This window comes from Lysinibacillus sp. NPDC097162 (genome assembly GCF_044762185.1).
GTDB lineage: Bacteria > Bacillota > Bacilli > Bacillales_A > Planococcaceae > Lysinibacillus.
Map to the genome: position 1 here is coordinate 332,046 of NZ_JBIWDT010000003.1, position 14,806 is coordinate 346,851.

Genomic DNA, 14,806 nt, shown 5'->3' on the forward strand with positions numbered 1-14,806 from the left:
GCCGAAAAATCATCCGTATTATATAAATGAAGATAGTGCAGAGCAGTTATCTGAATAAACAACAAGCAGGCTACGGATTTCCTTAGCCTGCTTGCATATTTAAAAAGAGTAAAGTGATAATAATAACTTAAAATCAGTGATAGTAATCCAAACTAGTCGATGCATTTACAATATGGTTTGTTCAGAATTTGTTTAACAGACCTATGATAAGATGCGTAAGGGGCCGATAATAGAAATACAGGTGAAAGTCATATGGCCTAATGGATTTAATTTTAACAAACTGATAGTTTGATGTTATAAATAATTGTGTTCAAGTAGGGGATGCGTGATAGTGAAAAAAAATATTAGCATTACTGTGACCATTATCATGCTATTTATTATCGTATATTTTGTTGGCAATGGAGATTATTTTGTTAGTAGTAGTCAGCAGATTGCGCAAAATGGGATAGTTACGATTGAAGAAAAAGAACTACAAGAAAATACTATTTTAAAATTAGACGGAGAATGGTCGTTCTATCCAAATATCTTAATATCGTCAAGTGATTCATTTGATGCGTATGAGAGCGGAAAAATACTAATTGAGGTTCCGTCTACCTGGAATAGTTTTGTAGAGCCAAATAAGGAAGGACTTACTGTAGGAACATATCATGTTAAGATAAATGTACCAATTGAAGGGGAATATGGATTATACATTCGTTCAATTCACCAATCTAACCGTGTTTTCATAAATGGAGAAGTTGTAGGTGGAATGGGGAATCCGAGTGAAACCTTAAAGGACTTTAAGTTCGAAAATGATGATAAATATACGGTGTTTGCAAAAAGTGAGAATCAAATGCTTGATATTGTAATTCATGTCGGAAATTATAATTATCCAAAAGCTGGTATTACTTTTCCTATTGAGGTTGGAACAAAGGAAGCGATTCAAAGAGATTTTAGCATGAAAATTTTAGCAGAATCGTTTGTATGTATTGGTTATATTGTATTCGGTGCCATTTATATTATATCGTATAGTCAAAATCGGAAACGTAAAGAAGAATTGTTTTTGGGGTTATTCACTATATTATTCGGACTGTACATGTCGTTTACTAATGAAAAAATATTTTTACTAATTTTCCCTTATTTAAATATAAATGAACAATTGCGTTTACAATTAGGGATTTTACCACTTGTCGATGCTTGTTTAGCATTTTTTCTTTATTATTTGTATCCGGAGTTTATGAGGAAAAAAGCAATTTATATTATTAGTATTTTATTAGGTTTTCTTTTTTTGATATATGGGATTTACAACCCGATTACAAAAAACAGTATGATTATACCAATAGAAAATCTAGTTCTTTCAAAAATAATCTTTGCAGTAATTTTTATTCCTGTCGGGCTTTATAATGTGTTTGTGCTATTACGTGTGCTTATGAAAGGTGTAGAAGGTTCACGTTATATTCTAATTCTTTTAGTATCTCTTACTTGTTATACTTTTTTAATCGTAATGTATTATATTTTTGATATACCTATAGTTTATAGTGAACAATTATTGTTTATTTTTACACTATATAGTTTTGCATCTCTGCTTAGTTTTCGAGCAAATACATCTTTTAAGAAAGTTCAAGCGTTATCGGAAGAGCTATTGATGCATAATCAAATGAAAGATGAGTTTTTATTGAAAACGTCTCATGAATTACGTACACCTTTAAATGGCATTTTAAATATATCCAAGTCGTTAATGGAAGGTGTACAAGGACCTTTAAAGCGTGAGCAACAAGAAAATGTAATTTTAATACATAGTGTCGCACAACGATTAGGTTATTTAGTAGAGGATTTATTAATTTCTTCGAATCATATGACTGAAGAAGTTCGAGTTATGCCTCGTGTTGTTCCGATAAGCGTAATTAATGAAGTAATTGAGGAAATTCGTAGTTTAATGTCGAGTGATACAACCATAAGATTAATGAGTGTAGTAGATTCAAATTTACCCCATATGTATACAGATGAATTACGATTGAAACAAGTGCTTTATAATTTACTCTACAATGCTCTGCAGCACACAAAACATGGACAAATTACAGTCTTAGCTAGTGTACGTGATGACTATATGGAAATACAAGTAAGCGATACTGGAATTGGTATACCATCACAAGACTTAGATCGAATTTTTAATTCCTTTTATCAAGTAAAGAAAGGTAAAAATAGTGGGGGACTTGGGTTAGGATTAAGTATCTCAAAAAATATAGTAGAACAGTTAAATGGGGAAATTCATGTAACAAGTACATTAGGTGTTGGAACAATTTTTACTTTTACGGTGCCGCTTGCCACTCACGAAAAACTAGATATTGAAACACAACAACAGATGGGCAATCGAGCAGAAAATACTATACTACAGCTAGATTTACCATTATTGCATAAAGGGAATGACAAATCCATACTCGTTGTTGATGATGATCATGTGAATATAAAAGTACTAGTGGATGCATTAATTCAAAAAGGCTATACCGTTATTGGGGTAGATAATGGGTTTGATGCGATGGATTATATAAAGAAACATAAAGTAGATTGCATGTTAGTCGACTTAATGATGAATGGTATGTCAGGCTATGAATTATGCAAACAAGTACGAAAACAATACGATATGTTGGAATTACCGATTATTGTTTTAACAGCAATTATGCAGCATTCAGATTTAGTGTTATCTTTACAAGTTGGGGCAAATGATTATCTGCCAAAACCGATTGCGATGGATGAATTACTAGTGCGTATTCAATCATTACTAGCAGTTCGTCAATCTTCCATTGATGCGATTGAGGATGAAATGAATTATTTATATGCGCAAGTAACTCCTCATTTTGTCTACAATACACTTAATACTATTATCGGCTTAAGCTATACAGATATAGAAAATACACGAGAGGCGTTATACAGTTTAGCAACTTATTTCCGTGCCAAGCTGAATGTCCATTATCGTAACAGCATGGTTTCTATAGAAGATGAAATAGACCTTGTAAAAGCATATCTCTATATTGAAAAAATGCGCTTTGGTGATCGTCTTACAGTTGCATATGATATTGATGAGTCCGTTCAATCTTTGATTCCAGCATTATCAATTCAACCTATAGTTGAAAATTCAGTTTTTCACGGGATTTCGAAGAAAAAAGAAGGTGGTACTATAGAGGTGAGTGTGCAACGAGAAGGTCAATTTATACGTATAAAAATTTATGATAATGGGATCGGTATCTCAGAAGAAAAGTTGCAACGATTAGTAAATGAAGAAAACTCACGTATTGGATTTACGAATCCGTTGAAAAAATTTAAGCTTATTAAAAATGCCAGTTTGCGTATATATAGTGAAGAAGGTAAAGGAACTACTGTTATTATTCTATTACCAGAAGGTGATGCATAGTGAATATAGTCATAATTGATGATGAAAAAATGGCAATAGATGTGTTAAGAATTATGCTAGAAAAGCTTACACAATTTACGTTTTGCATTAAAGGTACGTATACAAATGTAAAGGATGCATTTGCACTTTTTGAAAAAGAACGAGTAGATGTCGTTTTTTTAGATATGGAGATGATTGACGTTCATGGGTTGCAAGTTGCCAAAAAGTTACTAGTTAAATATCCAAGTATGCAAATTATTTTTGTGACAGCCCATGCGAAGTTTGCTGTAGATGCTTTTGATATAGAAGCAACAGATTATTTATTAAAGCCAGTTCGAGAAAACCGTTTATTGAAGGCAGTGACAAAAGCACAGCAAGTATTTAGTCTACGGCAAGAAATGCAATCTGAAAAAAATGAATTACATATGTATGCACATACTTTTGGTAGCTTTCGTCTTTTAGATGTTCAACAGCAAATTGTGAAATGGCGTACAAGAAAAGTAAAGGAATTGTTTTTATATTTATGGTTTAATCGGAATAAGCCGCTATTAAATACTGTAATTATGGAAGAATTATGGCCAGAAGCAGAGATAGAGAAAGCTGGGGCTAATTTACATACTTCCATCTATCAATTACGCAAAATTTTGAAGCAAAATGGTAGTGAAAATCCGATTCTATTAGTAAATAATCATTATCAATTAAATATCGAAATTGATAGTGATTATGAGGAACTATTACAGTTGTTAGAAAGAGAGCATTATGATGAACAAGCAATGCAACAATTATTAAATTGCTATGAAGATGATTTTTTAGCGGAGGAAGAATATCATTGGGCGATTCAAATACAACTTCGCTTAAAACAAAGCGTATTACATTTATTAGAAATGTATATCGCTCATACGAATGAAATTAATCCATTGCTAAAACTAAATTGCCTACAAAAGATGCTAGAGATCGATGAATTTAATGAGCAATACATGTTTTTGCTCTTGCAATTTTTAATCGAGAAAAATAAAAAACAAGATTGTACACAATGTTTTGATATGATCCAGCAAAAGTTACAGGAAGAGTTAGGTGTGCCAGTACCAGATAATATTAAGAGTATGTATGCTGAATACATGATACGCGTATAGAACGTTACGCAAATCATTGCTTTCATCTTCATTGCTCACTTTTTCACTTTGTTAAAATAGAACTGAAAAATAAGGTAAGGTTGAATTAATAAATACTTGTATATGAAAAAAAGTGAATTTTTTAAACGACCTAATCGTTGCTTTTTTGTCAAAAATACTCGAAAATTGTTGAAATGTTCAGAAATTGTTCAACAAAGCCTTTTAAAATAGGTTCATGATTAATTAAAAGGTTGGAGAGGGAGCAAATGTTGAAAAAATTGCTAGAAAATCGTATCGTTAATTTTCATTGTATGAAAACCTCATTTCAGCAAAATGTTCACTTAATGCATAATTCTGTAAAAGTCTTAGGAATTGTAGCGAAATCCATGCGAATTGAAAATGAACAAATTATTGCTGGGTACATAGTCGACAGTAGAATATTTTTTAAAAGTTTGCAATATGGGCAAACCACTATCACGTTAACGGATGATATAAACGAAACAATTTTAGAGCTATTTGTACATCCCTCTGGTGAAATAGTAGTAGAGGTGAAACCATATTTAGGTAAAGCAGAAGTTGTGCTTGCATACTATCGTACGATTTTGGCAGACACTGCAATTGCGATTGACTTAAAAGGTGCATTAAAACATTATTTAGTGGCACATCAACTAATGCAAGATGAGGACTCAATTACTGAGGTACATTATCATTCTATGCATCCTAATGTATTGAAAGATTCATACGCAGGCAATTTTACTTTAGGCTGTCACCCAAATGGGAAGGAGATTACCTGTGCCCAAGAGTATATATTGGCGAACCGTATTGCAACATTACAATTTTCAAAGATAGTTATTTTACAACAGGGCATAAAGAAAATCATCATCTTAAAAACACTGTTAACTTTCTTAATTACGAATCATGTGTTTGTAAGTTCAGAGATTATCAATGAGAACCTATCTCAGAAAGAAATGGAAGTAAATAAACGAACGTTAGTGCTTGTATAAAAAAATAGCCAACTGCCGAAATATGGCAATTGGCTATTTTTTATTATCTTTTAGGCAAATTGGGATGGTAATCCAAGCCGCTTATAAAAACTTAAGTACTCAATTAATATTGAGCCTGGACTTACTTATTTCAAGAATATACCACTAGCTAATAGTAAATTAATTATAATAGTCTGAATTGCTAAAAAATATTGAAAATCATTTGATTACTATTTATAATCAAATTGATTTATATTATAAAGGAGATGATGAAGGAAATGAAGAGACTAAGTATTTTGTTGTGCGCGTTAACATTAGTTTTTGGATTTTTTGCATTTTCAGGAATCTCTATAGCTACCGAAGAAACAAGCTTTAACGATGGTGAGAAATTTACACCAGTAACAGAACCGGTAACGGATCCAGTATCTGAACCAGTAACAGAACTACCTCTTGGTTTTGACATCAATAAAGAATATGAAGATGGGGAAATCATATCAGAGACAATCACTAAATCTGAAATTAATCCACGAGGTTTTTATCTTTATGCAGATGCATCGCACCAAGTGTACTATACATTTAATAGCTCTATCCCAACTTTGTATCCTTACGAAAAATGGATTGATGGCTATTTATATAGAGGAAATCTAAAATTACAAGGAGCAGTGCCAGCGGGAAAGGGTTATTTAGCTACATATAGTGGAAAGATTTCTACATTTGTTAACTAAAATAAAGATAATAAAAGCCACGTTCATTTATATGCGCGTGGCTATTTTTAGTTAAAACTGATATTAGAATATATGAATAAATATACTAATTCAGGTACAATTTCTGCCTTCTACACTGTGCCCGGAGTCAGTTATTTAGCAGTTTTAGATATTCTTGAGATAGCAGAGATTCTTTTTGAATAAGAGACAAATAAGAGAGAGGATGAATTATTTAATAATTTTAAATCTTTTTTGGAAGGTTATTATAAATCTACAAAAAATAAAAATGAGATTTATTTATATGAAATGAAAAAAATATTTAGTATTTTAGTATGTCCTGCTAGGGACGCTAACCAAAGCCTTACAGCTCAACGGTTGTAAGGCTTTTTATATTTATACATAGGTGTATATTTAAGGTATTGGTGCCTAAAAGTTGCCCATATTAATTCGTTATAATATTAGAATGTCCTAATCTCGATTGAATGACTTTAGGATGTTCACCAGCCTGAATTAATAAAGTTACTGAAGTATGTCGTAAATCAAGGAAACATATTCGAGGTAAATCAGGGTTCCTTTTCATAAAGCAATCCCACCATTGGCTTATTGAATAAGGACGATATGGCTTGCCACATTTATTTGAAAAAAGATAAATATGTTCATCCCATTCTCGCTCTTCTCCAGCATCTTCTGCAATTAGTTTAAATTTTTCAATTAACCTTCTTAACGTACTCCACAATAATTACTCTCTTCAGTAAGTGTATAACCGTCATAATAATGATTATTAAGGTAGTGATTTAATCTCTTCTTAGCAAAATCGTACTCTACATTAAAAAACGCTTGAATTGTAAGAATAGCTTTTTCCTCATTTACAGGTAGTTTTATGTTATTAAGCATGAATGTGGGTACACAGGCTTGGAGAGCAAAACTATTTGCTTTCCATTCTTGATACTCTCTAAAAAGAGGAATAGCTTTTACTTGATTACCAGAGTGCACCGTTGCATGACATAATTCATGCCCGAAATCCTGCCACTGCCTTTGTTCAGACAATCTAGAATCTATAAAAATTACATTCCCTGTATTAGTCGAATCGTATGGTAAAAAGTATAATGTAAAACCAAGACGTGAGGCGATTAATCCTGGATTTAGTTGTTTAGGTGTTGTCACATCAATACTTGTAAATAATTCACGAATGTAATCTTCTAAATGAGTGTAAATAAAATTCATAATATCCCTCTTTTATCAAACGTATGTTCTATTTATGGTAACAAAAAAATTCACCAAAGAAAAGGCGAATTTTTATAATGTTTGGAAATGTTACAAATTATTGTGATTTATTTCTTGTTTTCTTGTTGACGTTTCAATACTTCATAGAAAACTTCAAACTGTTCTAATGCAGCCAATAAATTTTCTGGTTGGTTTTTAAAAAATAAATCTTCTCTAGTTAAAAAGAAGTCAATTACCTCTTTTTGATATGCACTCAGATTGTTATATTCATTATCAGAGATGCCAGCTTGAGTATGTAAAGCTCCTTTATTATCTGTTCTCCCTAAAAGATAATCTATAGACACGTTGTAGTAATCCGCAATTTTTTCTAATATTTCATAATCAGGATTTCTCTTCCCTTGTTCATAAGCAGTATAAGCTGGTCTAGTAATGCCTAGAATGTCTGCTATATCTTGTTGAGTTTTGTTATTTGATTTTCGTAGATATTTCAAGCGTACACCTAGCATAATTTCACCTCGCGTTTCTAAACTTAATTATATGTAACAATCTGTTACTAATCCAATAAAAAATAATTATGTAACAAATAGACACAAAATATATTGACTATGTAACGAAATGATACTATATTATAAATAAACAATATGAAAGGCGGTGAGTAATTGGAAAACCGAACTTGGTTAAAGACGAAACGTTTAGAAAATAAATTGACTCACGATGATGTCGCGAAAGCATCTGGAATTGAACGGCCATATTATACAATGATTGAACAAGGCAAACGTAGACCATCAGTACACGTCGCTAAATGCATTGCGGAAGTGTTAGATTTTGATTGGGTAATTTTTTTTGAAGATAAAAGTAACGATATGTTACAAAAAGAGGGCGCTGATTGCCGATATGTAGCGATGTGATACAACTGTTTTTAAACAAGGAGGTTTTATTGACATGAATCTATTACAAATTATCTTATATGAAAACTCTGGTGTACTTACGACAACGCAAATTGCCCAATGTTATGGAACATACAGTGACCATTTATCAAAAAACTTTTCAGAAAACAAATATCGAAATAAAGTATATAAACACTATTTCAAATTGGAGGGTAACGAATTATTATACTTTCGAAAATCAGAACCGCAATTACAAATTTCCAATATAGCTAGAGTGCTATACTTATGGACTGAAAAGGGGGCTTGGCATCATGCTAAATCTCTTAATACAGATAAAGCTTGGAGGCTTACGAAATGTTAGTAGACGAATATTACACTGTTAAAGAAAAAGTTGTTCCCTTATCAAAAAATCAAGCGCTTGAGACAGTTCTACTTACAACTGCTGATTTAGTAGAAGATACCAAAGCAATCAAACATGAACAACACGAAATTCGCAAGGAACTTTCAATGATTAACGAAAAAGTTGAGGATCAAATAACATTAACATCTGGTGAACAACGTGCAGTTCAAAAGGAAGTTGCTATAAAAATTTACGAAATAGAAAATGATGCAACTGCTCGCCCAAAACTGTTCCGTGAGTTGCATCGAGAAATTAAAAATCGTTTTGCTGTAGCTAGTTATAAAGATATTCGTCGGCAAGATTTACAAATGGTCCTTAATTTTATTCGTTCCTGGTTTCCTAGAAAAGCATCGTAATACTGCACCTAGAAAGGGGGTATCACTTTGAATTTAACTATAGATCATTTACTTAATTCAACATTAGTCGACCCTTTTCAAAAGGCAGGGAGTGAAGATTGTAGAGAAGATATAACATGCGAATTACTTCTACCTTCAAGCTTAAGAAAAGATCATATAACTAATATATTTCAAAGTGCACTACCAACTGTCGGAATAATAATTCGCATGGATACTGAAAAACTTAGTTTATTAAGGGCATAGGACGGGCTAGGAGGGAATTGCCTCTGTCTAAATACCAATCTATTAAGAGGTAGGACCAATCAACTTCTTAATAATTATTATGTGAATTTTTTGAATAAATCTTTGAATTTACATCAGAATATTCATACATAAGGAGAGGCGAGGGCAAATGGGCATTATCCGAGTGGCTAAGAACAACAACTATGTAGTGATGAACCGAACAGCATTAAATGACAACAGGCTATCTTGGAAAGCTAAAGGCATTATGGCATATATGCTTTCTATGCCAGATGATTGGATATTCCATATGAAGGAATTAGTAACACATTCAACAGATGGTGAACGAGCTTTTAGAGCTGGATTTAAGGAACTACAAGATTATGGTTATATTACACGAAAACCTGTACGTGAAGGGCAACGTATTACTAGATGGGAAACGATCGTTCATGAAGTTCCTCAAGTAAAAGAAGATTCTCTACTTTGCGGTATTGTACATGTAGAGAATGAAGAAGTACAAAACGTACAAGTACAAAACAGCAGAGTACTAAATATTAATAATAACCAAGTATTGAATAAATCAATTACTGATAATAACAAAGTACTAGAAGATAAAAATAAGAGTCATCAGGTTAATCGATTCTTAGAGATTAAAAATTCCTTTGATTCTATGATTCGAATTAGTAACATTACGGATCACCGAAAAATGGACAATCTTCTCGAATTGTATTCAGACCACTTACTCATTATCGAAGCTATTAAGCTTACTGCTGTTTTAGGTAAATCAAGTGTGAAGTATATTGAGGGGATTTTACGTAACTGGTCAATTGAAAAAGGAGTTAACACATACGCGGATTGGCAGGTGAAGATTGATGAAAAAAACGGGCGATCGAATGTCGGCAGTCTTAGAGGAGCTAAAGGCGAGAAGCCAAGACTATTCGGAGACTACTGTAGCGAATGAAGAAACTAGCTACAACTGTCAGAAATGCAGGGACGAAGGTGGTTTTATAGTACGTAAAAACGCTGGTGAAACAACACTTATACGTATTGGTAATCAGTTTAAATACAATTTGTTGAAGTATGATACTGATGAATGGCAACAGTGTGAATGCTTAAAAATGCATCAGTTAATTCGATTAATTGAATCTAGCGAAATTACAGAAGAATTCCAAAAAATGAGTTTTAAAAATTTCTCTACTGATGATGTTCATCCTATAGTCGTTAAAATGAAAAGCAAGGCGAATCAGTATTATGCAGCATTTGAGCAGATTAAAGGATTCAGACAGAACAGCATTATGCTCATTGGTCAACCTGGTTGTGGCAAAACACATTTGTTAACAGCAATCTCAAATTATTTGATGCACACAAAGAGAGTACCTGTTCTTTACTTTCCATATAAAGATGTTATAAACAATATCGCTGCAAACAACTTTGAACGTAAAAACGAAATAATGAATCGAATGAAAGCAATTGATGTCCTGTTCATAGATGATTTATTCAAGCCGATTGGTGGGAAAGTTGATGTGAAACCGTGGCAGTCCGAAATTATTTTCGAAGTAGTCAACTACCGCTATTTGAACAACAGACCATTATTAATATCTAGCGAATTGTCGCTTGATGAACTGCTTTATATAGACGAGGCATTAACTAGTAGGCTGTTTGAAATGGCTCAAGATTTCACAGTAACTATCCAGAAAGACAAGAAATTGAACTACCGTTTACGCAAGATATTTGAAAAAAGATAGAAAGCAAAAAATAAACAATTTGAGAAAAATACCAAAACACAGTTGATTTGAAACGCAAGTGCTAAGGAAGCATTTAGGAGATGTAACTTAGTAAAACCTAGTAATGAATAAGACACAGGAGGTAGTGGTATGAATCCAATATTTTTAGGCTTTGGAGTAAAACCTTACGCAATCGTCATTTGGCGAGATGGGGATGAGGCGAAGTCGAAAACAATTTGCTTTGACGAGCTAGATTTACAAGTAGCACTAGCAATGCATGCTGATGCCAAAGGCTTCTATCATCAGTATGAACCAAAAGTCTACTACGCGATACAGAGAGAGAATTTAATTGCATGAGGTAAATTAAGTTTCGAACATGGGACAAGATACAAGAATTGTTTTATGCCCTTTTAGGGGCTGGTCAGTATATGCCTTATACCACAAAATAGGAGGACAAACATATGAAAAAGAGCTCATTAGATATTACACCAGACACGTTAGATTCAATTATTAAGGACTATCACTGGATGGTTAATGCCATCAAAGAAATGCGGACAGAAATGATTGTTGGTGTAAAAACGGCACAATATGGTATTGACGCTACTCTACCTAAGGCTGCAGGAGGTGTTGGCGATCCCATTATGCAAGAAGTAATTAGACGTTCGAAAAATATTAAGCGTGTTGAAGAATATGAGAAAAAGATATTAGAGGTTCAGAAACTTATAGAAAAAGTTACAGGCGACAGAGAAGTACAAGTACTGAACTGGATGCTAGATGGCAAATCAAAGCGATGGATAGCAACTAGTATGGGATTGAGCCACACACATATACAAAACATTAAAGAAAATATTTTAATTAAAATGTTAGCCTAAAAAGGGATCCCTCAGAAAGTGGAGGGATCCTTTACCATATTAAAAATATAGTAACTATAATAAAGCATAAGTAAACTTAAGCGAGGTTAGGCTACTCCTAAATTTTCCTTTGTAATGTCGTTATTCAGTTATCTGAAAATCTTATGGCGGCATCAAGAATTCGATTTTTAAATATGCCATACTTGCCAAAGTTGCCATACTTTAAACATTAGGGGAAATAAAAATAATAATGTAAACTTGGAAATAGGCCGGTGTGGTAAGGGGTTGTTCTCTCAGTATTTATAAAATCCTGAATATTAGGGAAGGACAGACAGATGACCGACCAGCTCGCAATAAACACATTCGAGGCAAGAATATAAAAGACTAAGAATCGGAAAAAGAAGTGATTTTTAGTTTAGTGGTCGTAGTTAATCTATGGCCTTTTATTATGCATTTTTTCGTCTTTTTAGAGCTTATAGACGTTAAAGAATAAGTTACTAAGTCTATCATGTTGTTGTTGCGTGCTAAATTTGGAAAAGGAGGAACTAGATATGGAATAAATGATTTAATTTTTTTGGATTAGGAGGATTACTATAGCTGAAATTTCATCTCTCTATGAAACAAACCTAAAAGTGCTTTTGAAAAAGAAGGTGTTAGCTTAATGGCCTTTGAATTTGAGGAAGTAAAGCAATTTGCAGAAAACTTAAAAGAACTTACTATTGCATCTGGAAAAACACACAAAAAAGTGGCTGAAAGAGTTGCGCAAATATCTATTCGGAAAGTGAAAATGCTTACGCCTGCAGATTCTCGAGACCTTCGTGATAACTGGAAATATCGAATTGCTAAAGAGGGTAATAAGTTTATAATTATTATTTACAATCAGATAGAAAACGCGCTTTTTGCTGAGAACGGGCATCGTAATGTAATTACAGGACGAACTGTCGGTTTTGTGAATGGTCAATTTTTGCTTGAACTCACAGAACAAGAAATGAAACATCTTATACCTCGAATGTGGGAACGCGAGATCGAGAAGGAATGGAGGCGTATAATGGGTGGGTAATGTAACCGAAAGTATGAAAACTTTAGTAATCATGCAATTACGTGCTTTGTATCCTGATAATAACCAATATCAAATATACGACAAACCAGTTAAGCAAGGCTTGAAATTACCTGCTTTTTTAGTCCGAATAATGAACGTGCACCAAGAACGTGGTATGAAGAATCAAGTTATTCGCACCTATTCATTTAGCATCGTTTATTTACCATCTACAGATGATATAGACGATGAATGCTTAAATGTATTGGAAATTATTCAAAACAATTTTAAATACCTTGCGGATAGGTTCCATGTACATGAAATAGGAGGCGAGATAGTTGACGAAACATTAGTGATTAATTTTCAAGTGAAAGCTAGACTATACGACATTCAAGAAGAAACGAGAATGAAAACATTGGAGGGCGTTGGATTTGACACAAATGACAGACAAACAGAAAACAGTGAAGCAGCCAGGGAATAAAAAATTCTCTAAGGCTGCTTTTTTAGATAGCACTCAATCTTCAAAAGAGCGTTTGGAGTATGAAGTTGTGCTACAAGAAGGAACAACTTATTCAAAAATGGAAGCTGACAAGCTAGTAGCAGAGTGGAAGAAGAAAGGAGTGAATGCATAATGGGTGGTATTTGGGAAACGCAAAATAAAGTACGTCCGGATGCTTATATTAATTTTGAAACAAACAATTTAAATACAATGGGGCTTGAATCGAATGGTGCTCTAGTTGTGCCTGTGACACTAAATTGGGGTGAAGTTGGTAAGTTTATTAAACTCTCTTCAACTACACAGTTTAGAAATTTATTCGGTAAATCGCTAGGTGATATTTTACCTCTTCGAGAAGCTTTTAAGGCTACTGGTAATGTGTATTTATATAACCTTAATGGTGTAGGCGAGAAAGCTAAAGTGACAGTTGAGGGATTAACCGCTTCTGCGAAGTTCGGTGGGACGGATGGAAATAAAATACACATTCTGACAACGACAGGATTAGATGGAACTACAACAGTAAAAACCTATTTTGATGCTCTTCAAGTTGACTTGCAGAAGGTGACTGCTTTCGAAGATTTAAAATCAAACGATTATGTAGTGTTTGATGGGGCATTACCAACAGGAGATGCTACTTTGACTTTAGCTGGTGGAACAACAGTAGCTGCTACAAACGACTCTATATCGGAGTTCGCATCTGCATTGGATACTTTAAATTTTAAGGTAGTAGCATATGGAACTGATGACAATACAATAAAAGCGCTACTTGCTTTAAAGGCAAAAGAACTGCGAGAACAAGCAGGTAAACGTGTTACATTCGTTACGAATAATTATATTGCTGCAGACCATGAAAGCACAGTATCAATTAAAAACGGAGTCACACTTGATGGTGGGGAAATCTTAAGTGCAAATGAGGCGGTGTACTGGTTCGGTGCAGCATTTGCAGCTGCCACTGTAGGTTCATTAACATATGCAAAATATCCTGGTGCAATAGAAGCGGAAGCGATGACAAATGATGCAATCATTAAAGCATTACAAGACGGCCATATTGTCTATTCTTTCAGTAATGATGAAGTAGTAGTAGAGCAGGATATTAATACATTCCATTCATTTACACCGACTAAGAACCAAGATTTCCGTAAAGGAAAAATAGACCGAGGAATGACTATTCTTGAAAATAACACACGCCACATTTTCCGAAAATACTTCATCGGCAAAGTGAACAATAATGAAGATGGAAGAGATTTGTTTAAGAAACAATTAATGAAAACAGTGCTTGATCCATATGTACGGTTAGGTGTTATCAATCCATATCTTCCCGAAGATATTACTGTTGAGCAAGGTGATGAAAAAGATGCCGTATTTGCTGTGATAGGTCTCAAGTTTATCGATGCAATGGAAAAATTATATATGCGCGTTGAGTGTAAATAAAAGGGGGAAAAATTAA

Annotated in this window: 19 protein-coding genes; 16 read left to right on the forward strand and 3 right to left on the reverse strand. The window is 33.4% G+C overall.

The genetic code is table 11. The annotated features are described in order from the left end of the window. Positions 1-331 precede the first annotated feature (331 nt). The 4 genes from ACIQXW_RS16240 to ACIQXW_RS16255 all read left to right on the forward strand — a co-directional run bounded on the left by ACIQXW_RS16240 (position 332) and on the right by ACIQXW_RS16255 (position 6,187). Positions 332-3,388 carry a hybrid sensor histidine kinase/response regulator gene (locus ACIQXW_RS16240; RefSeq protein ID WP_402763804.1) on the forward strand — a complete coding sequence of 1,019 codons (3,057 nt, stop codon included), beginning with the start codon at positions 332-334 and terminating at the stop codon, positions 3,386-3,388. Further along, the gene (locus tag ACIQXW_RS16245) at positions 3,388-4,500 is read left to right on the forward strand and encodes a response regulator (protein ID WP_402763807.1); all 1,113 of its coding nucleotides are present in this window, start codon (positions 3,388-3,390) and stop codon (positions 4,498-4,500) included. Before ACIQXW_RS16240 ends, ACIQXW_RS16245 begins: the two co-directional genes overlap by 1 nt. Positions 4,501-4,745: 245 nt before the next feature. Further along, positions 4,746-5,483, forward strand: coding sequence for a hypothetical protein (locus ACIQXW_RS16250; RefSeq protein WP_402763810.1), 738 nt, complete (start codon positions 4,746-4,748; stop codon positions 5,481-5,483). Positions 5,484-5,740: 257 nt separating this feature from the next. Beyond that, positions 5,741-6,187: a hypothetical protein gene (locus ACIQXW_RS16255; protein ID WP_402763813.1), complete on the forward strand. Its 447-nt coding sequence runs from the start codon at positions 5,741-5,743 to the stop codon at positions 6,185-6,187. 421 nt (positions 6,188-6,608) lie between these two features. Here the strand turns inward: ACIQXW_RS16255 and ACIQXW_RS16260 are convergent, their stop codons facing one another. The 3 genes from ACIQXW_RS16260 to ACIQXW_RS16270 form a co-directional block, all read right to left on the reverse strand. After that, a complete protein-coding gene (locus ACIQXW_RS16260) occupies positions 6,609-6,902 on the reverse strand; it encodes a tyrosine-type recombinase/integrase (protein WP_402763816.1) in 294 nt (97 codons plus the stop codon). Continuing rightward, positions 6,887-7,390, reverse strand: a complete 504-nt coding sequence (locus ACIQXW_RS16265) for an ImmA/IrrE family metallo-endopeptidase (protein ID WP_402763819.1) — start codon at positions 7,388-7,390, stop codon at positions 6,887-6,889. The genes ACIQXW_RS16260 and ACIQXW_RS16265 overlap by 16 nt, the downstream gene beginning before the upstream one ends. Positions 7,391-7,497: 107 nt before the next feature. Next, positions 7,498-7,896: a helix-turn-helix domain-containing protein gene (locus ACIQXW_RS16270; protein ID WP_402763822.1), complete on the reverse strand. Its 399-nt coding sequence runs from the start codon at positions 7,894-7,896 to the stop codon at positions 7,498-7,500. Between the two features lie 153 nt (positions 7,897-8,049). On the opposite strand from ACIQXW_RS16270, the gene ACIQXW_RS16275 reads away from it, so the two are divergent. The 12 genes from ACIQXW_RS16275 (at position 8,050) to ACIQXW_RS16330 (ending at position 14,790) form a co-directional block, all read left to right on the forward strand. Further along, positions 8,050-8,298 carry a helix-turn-helix domain-containing protein gene (locus ACIQXW_RS16275; protein ID WP_402763825.1) on the forward strand — a complete coding sequence of 83 codons (249 nt, stop codon included), beginning with the start codon at positions 8,050-8,052 and terminating at the stop codon, positions 8,296-8,298. Positions 8,299-8,332: 34 nt separating this feature from the next. Beyond that, positions 8,333-8,638, forward strand: coding sequence for an ORF6N domain-containing protein (locus ACIQXW_RS16280; RefSeq protein WP_402763828.1), 306 nt, complete (start codon positions 8,333-8,335; stop codon positions 8,636-8,638). Then, the gene (locus ACIQXW_RS16285; RefSeq protein ID WP_402763831.1) at positions 8,632-9,033 is read left to right on the forward strand and encodes an ORF6C domain-containing protein; all 402 of its coding nucleotides are present in this window, start codon (positions 8,632-8,634) and stop codon (positions 9,031-9,033) included. Before ACIQXW_RS16280 ends, ACIQXW_RS16285 begins: the two co-directional genes overlap by 7 nt. A 27-nt stretch (positions 9,034-9,060) precedes the next feature. Continuing rightward, complete coding sequence (locus ACIQXW_RS16290; RefSeq protein WP_402763834.1) at positions 9,061-9,276, forward strand: hypothetical protein; 216 nt, start codon at positions 9,061-9,063, stop codon at positions 9,274-9,276. A gap of 148 nt (positions 9,277-9,424) precedes the next feature. Then, on the forward strand, positions 9,425-10,213 hold the full coding sequence (locus ACIQXW_RS16295) for a DnaD domain protein (protein WP_402763837.1): 789 nt from the start codon (positions 9,425-9,427) through the stop codon (positions 10,211-10,213). Continuing rightward, on the forward strand, positions 10,146-10,997 hold the full coding sequence (locus ACIQXW_RS16300) for a DnaA ATPase domain-containing protein (RefSeq protein ID WP_402763840.1): 852 nt from the start codon (positions 10,146-10,148) through the stop codon (positions 10,995-10,997). The genes ACIQXW_RS16295 and ACIQXW_RS16300 overlap by 68 nt, the downstream gene beginning before the upstream one ends. Positions 10,998-11,126: 129 nt before the next feature. Continuing rightward, on the forward strand, positions 11,127-11,333 hold the full coding sequence (locus tag ACIQXW_RS16305) for a hypothetical protein (protein WP_402763843.1): 207 nt from the start codon (positions 11,127-11,129) through the stop codon (positions 11,331-11,333). Positions 11,334-11,437: 104 nt separating this feature from the next. Continuing rightward, positions 11,438-11,848, forward strand: a complete 411-nt coding sequence (locus ACIQXW_RS16310; RefSeq protein ID WP_402763846.1) for a helix-turn-helix transcriptional regulator — start codon at positions 11,438-11,440, stop codon at positions 11,846-11,848. Positions 11,849-12,488: 640 nt separating this feature from the next. Next, complete coding sequence (locus ACIQXW_RS16315) at positions 12,489-12,887, forward strand: HK97 gp10 family phage protein (protein ID WP_402763849.1); 399 nt, start codon at positions 12,489-12,491, stop codon at positions 12,885-12,887. Continuing rightward, on the forward strand, positions 12,880-13,344 hold the full coding sequence (locus ACIQXW_RS16320; RefSeq protein WP_402763851.1) for a phage tail terminator family protein: 465 nt from the start codon (positions 12,880-12,882) through the stop codon (positions 13,342-13,344). The genes ACIQXW_RS16315 and ACIQXW_RS16320 overlap by 8 nt, the downstream gene beginning before the upstream one ends. Further along, complete coding sequence (locus ACIQXW_RS16325; protein ID WP_402763854.1) at positions 13,295-13,495, forward strand: hypothetical protein; 201 nt, start codon at positions 13,295-13,297, stop codon at positions 13,493-13,495. The genes ACIQXW_RS16320 and ACIQXW_RS16325 overlap by 50 nt, the downstream gene beginning before the upstream one ends. Continuing rightward, complete coding sequence (locus ACIQXW_RS16330) at positions 13,495-14,790, forward strand: phage tail sheath C-terminal domain-containing protein (protein ID WP_402763857.1); 1,296 nt, start codon at positions 13,495-13,497, stop codon at positions 14,788-14,790. The genes ACIQXW_RS16325 and ACIQXW_RS16330 overlap by 1 nt, the downstream gene beginning before the upstream one ends. The last annotated feature ends 16 nt before the right edge of the window (positions 14,791-14,806 follow it).

What these genes read in the sequence shown, in the direction of transcription:
- ACIQXW_RS16250 (WP_402763810.1), top strand. Translation starts at nt 4,746, where the DNA reads ATGTTGAAAAAATTGCTAGAAAATCGTATCGTTAATTTTCATTGTATG.
- ACIQXW_RS16255 (WP_402763813.1), top strand. Translation starts at nt 5,741, where the DNA reads ATGAAGAGACTAAGTATTTTGTTGTGCGCGTTAACATTAGTTTTTGGA.
- ACIQXW_RS16265 (WP_402763819.1), bottom strand. Translation starts at nt 7,390, where the DNA reads ATGAATTTTATTTACACTCATTTAGAAGATTACATTCGTGAATTATTT.
- ACIQXW_RS16270 (WP_402763822.1), bottom strand. Translation starts at nt 7,896, where the DNA reads ATGCTAGGTGTACGCTTGAAATATCTACGAAAATCAAATAACAAAACT.
- ACIQXW_RS16280 (WP_402763828.1), top strand. Translation starts at nt 8,333, where the DNA reads ATGAATCTATTACAAATTATCTTATATGAAAACTCTGGTGTACTTACG.
- ACIQXW_RS16285 (WP_402763831.1), top strand. Translation starts at nt 8,632, where the DNA reads ATGTTAGTAGACGAATATTACACTGTTAAAGAAAAAGTTGTTCCCTTA.
- ACIQXW_RS16295 (WP_402763837.1), top strand. Translation starts at nt 9,425, where the DNA reads ATGGGCATTATCCGAGTGGCTAAGAACAACAACTATGTAGTGATGAAC.
- ACIQXW_RS16300 (WP_402763840.1), top strand. Translation starts at nt 10,146, where the DNA reads ATGTCGGCAGTCTTAGAGGAGCTAAAGGCGAGAAGCCAAGACTATTCG.
- ACIQXW_RS16305 (WP_402763843.1), top strand. Translation starts at nt 11,127, where the DNA reads ATGAATCCAATATTTTTAGGCTTTGGAGTAAAACCTTACGCAATCGTC.
- ACIQXW_RS16310 (WP_402763846.1), top strand. Translation starts at nt 11,438, where the DNA reads ATGAAAAAGAGCTCATTAGATATTACACCAGACACGTTAGATTCAATT.
- ACIQXW_RS16315 (WP_402763849.1), top strand. Translation starts at nt 12,489, where the DNA reads ATGGCCTTTGAATTTGAGGAAGTAAAGCAATTTGCAGAAAACTTAAAA.
- ACIQXW_RS16330 (WP_402763857.1), top strand. Translation starts at nt 13,495, where the DNA reads ATGGGTGGTATTTGGGAAACGCAAAATAAAGTACGTCCGGATGCTTAT.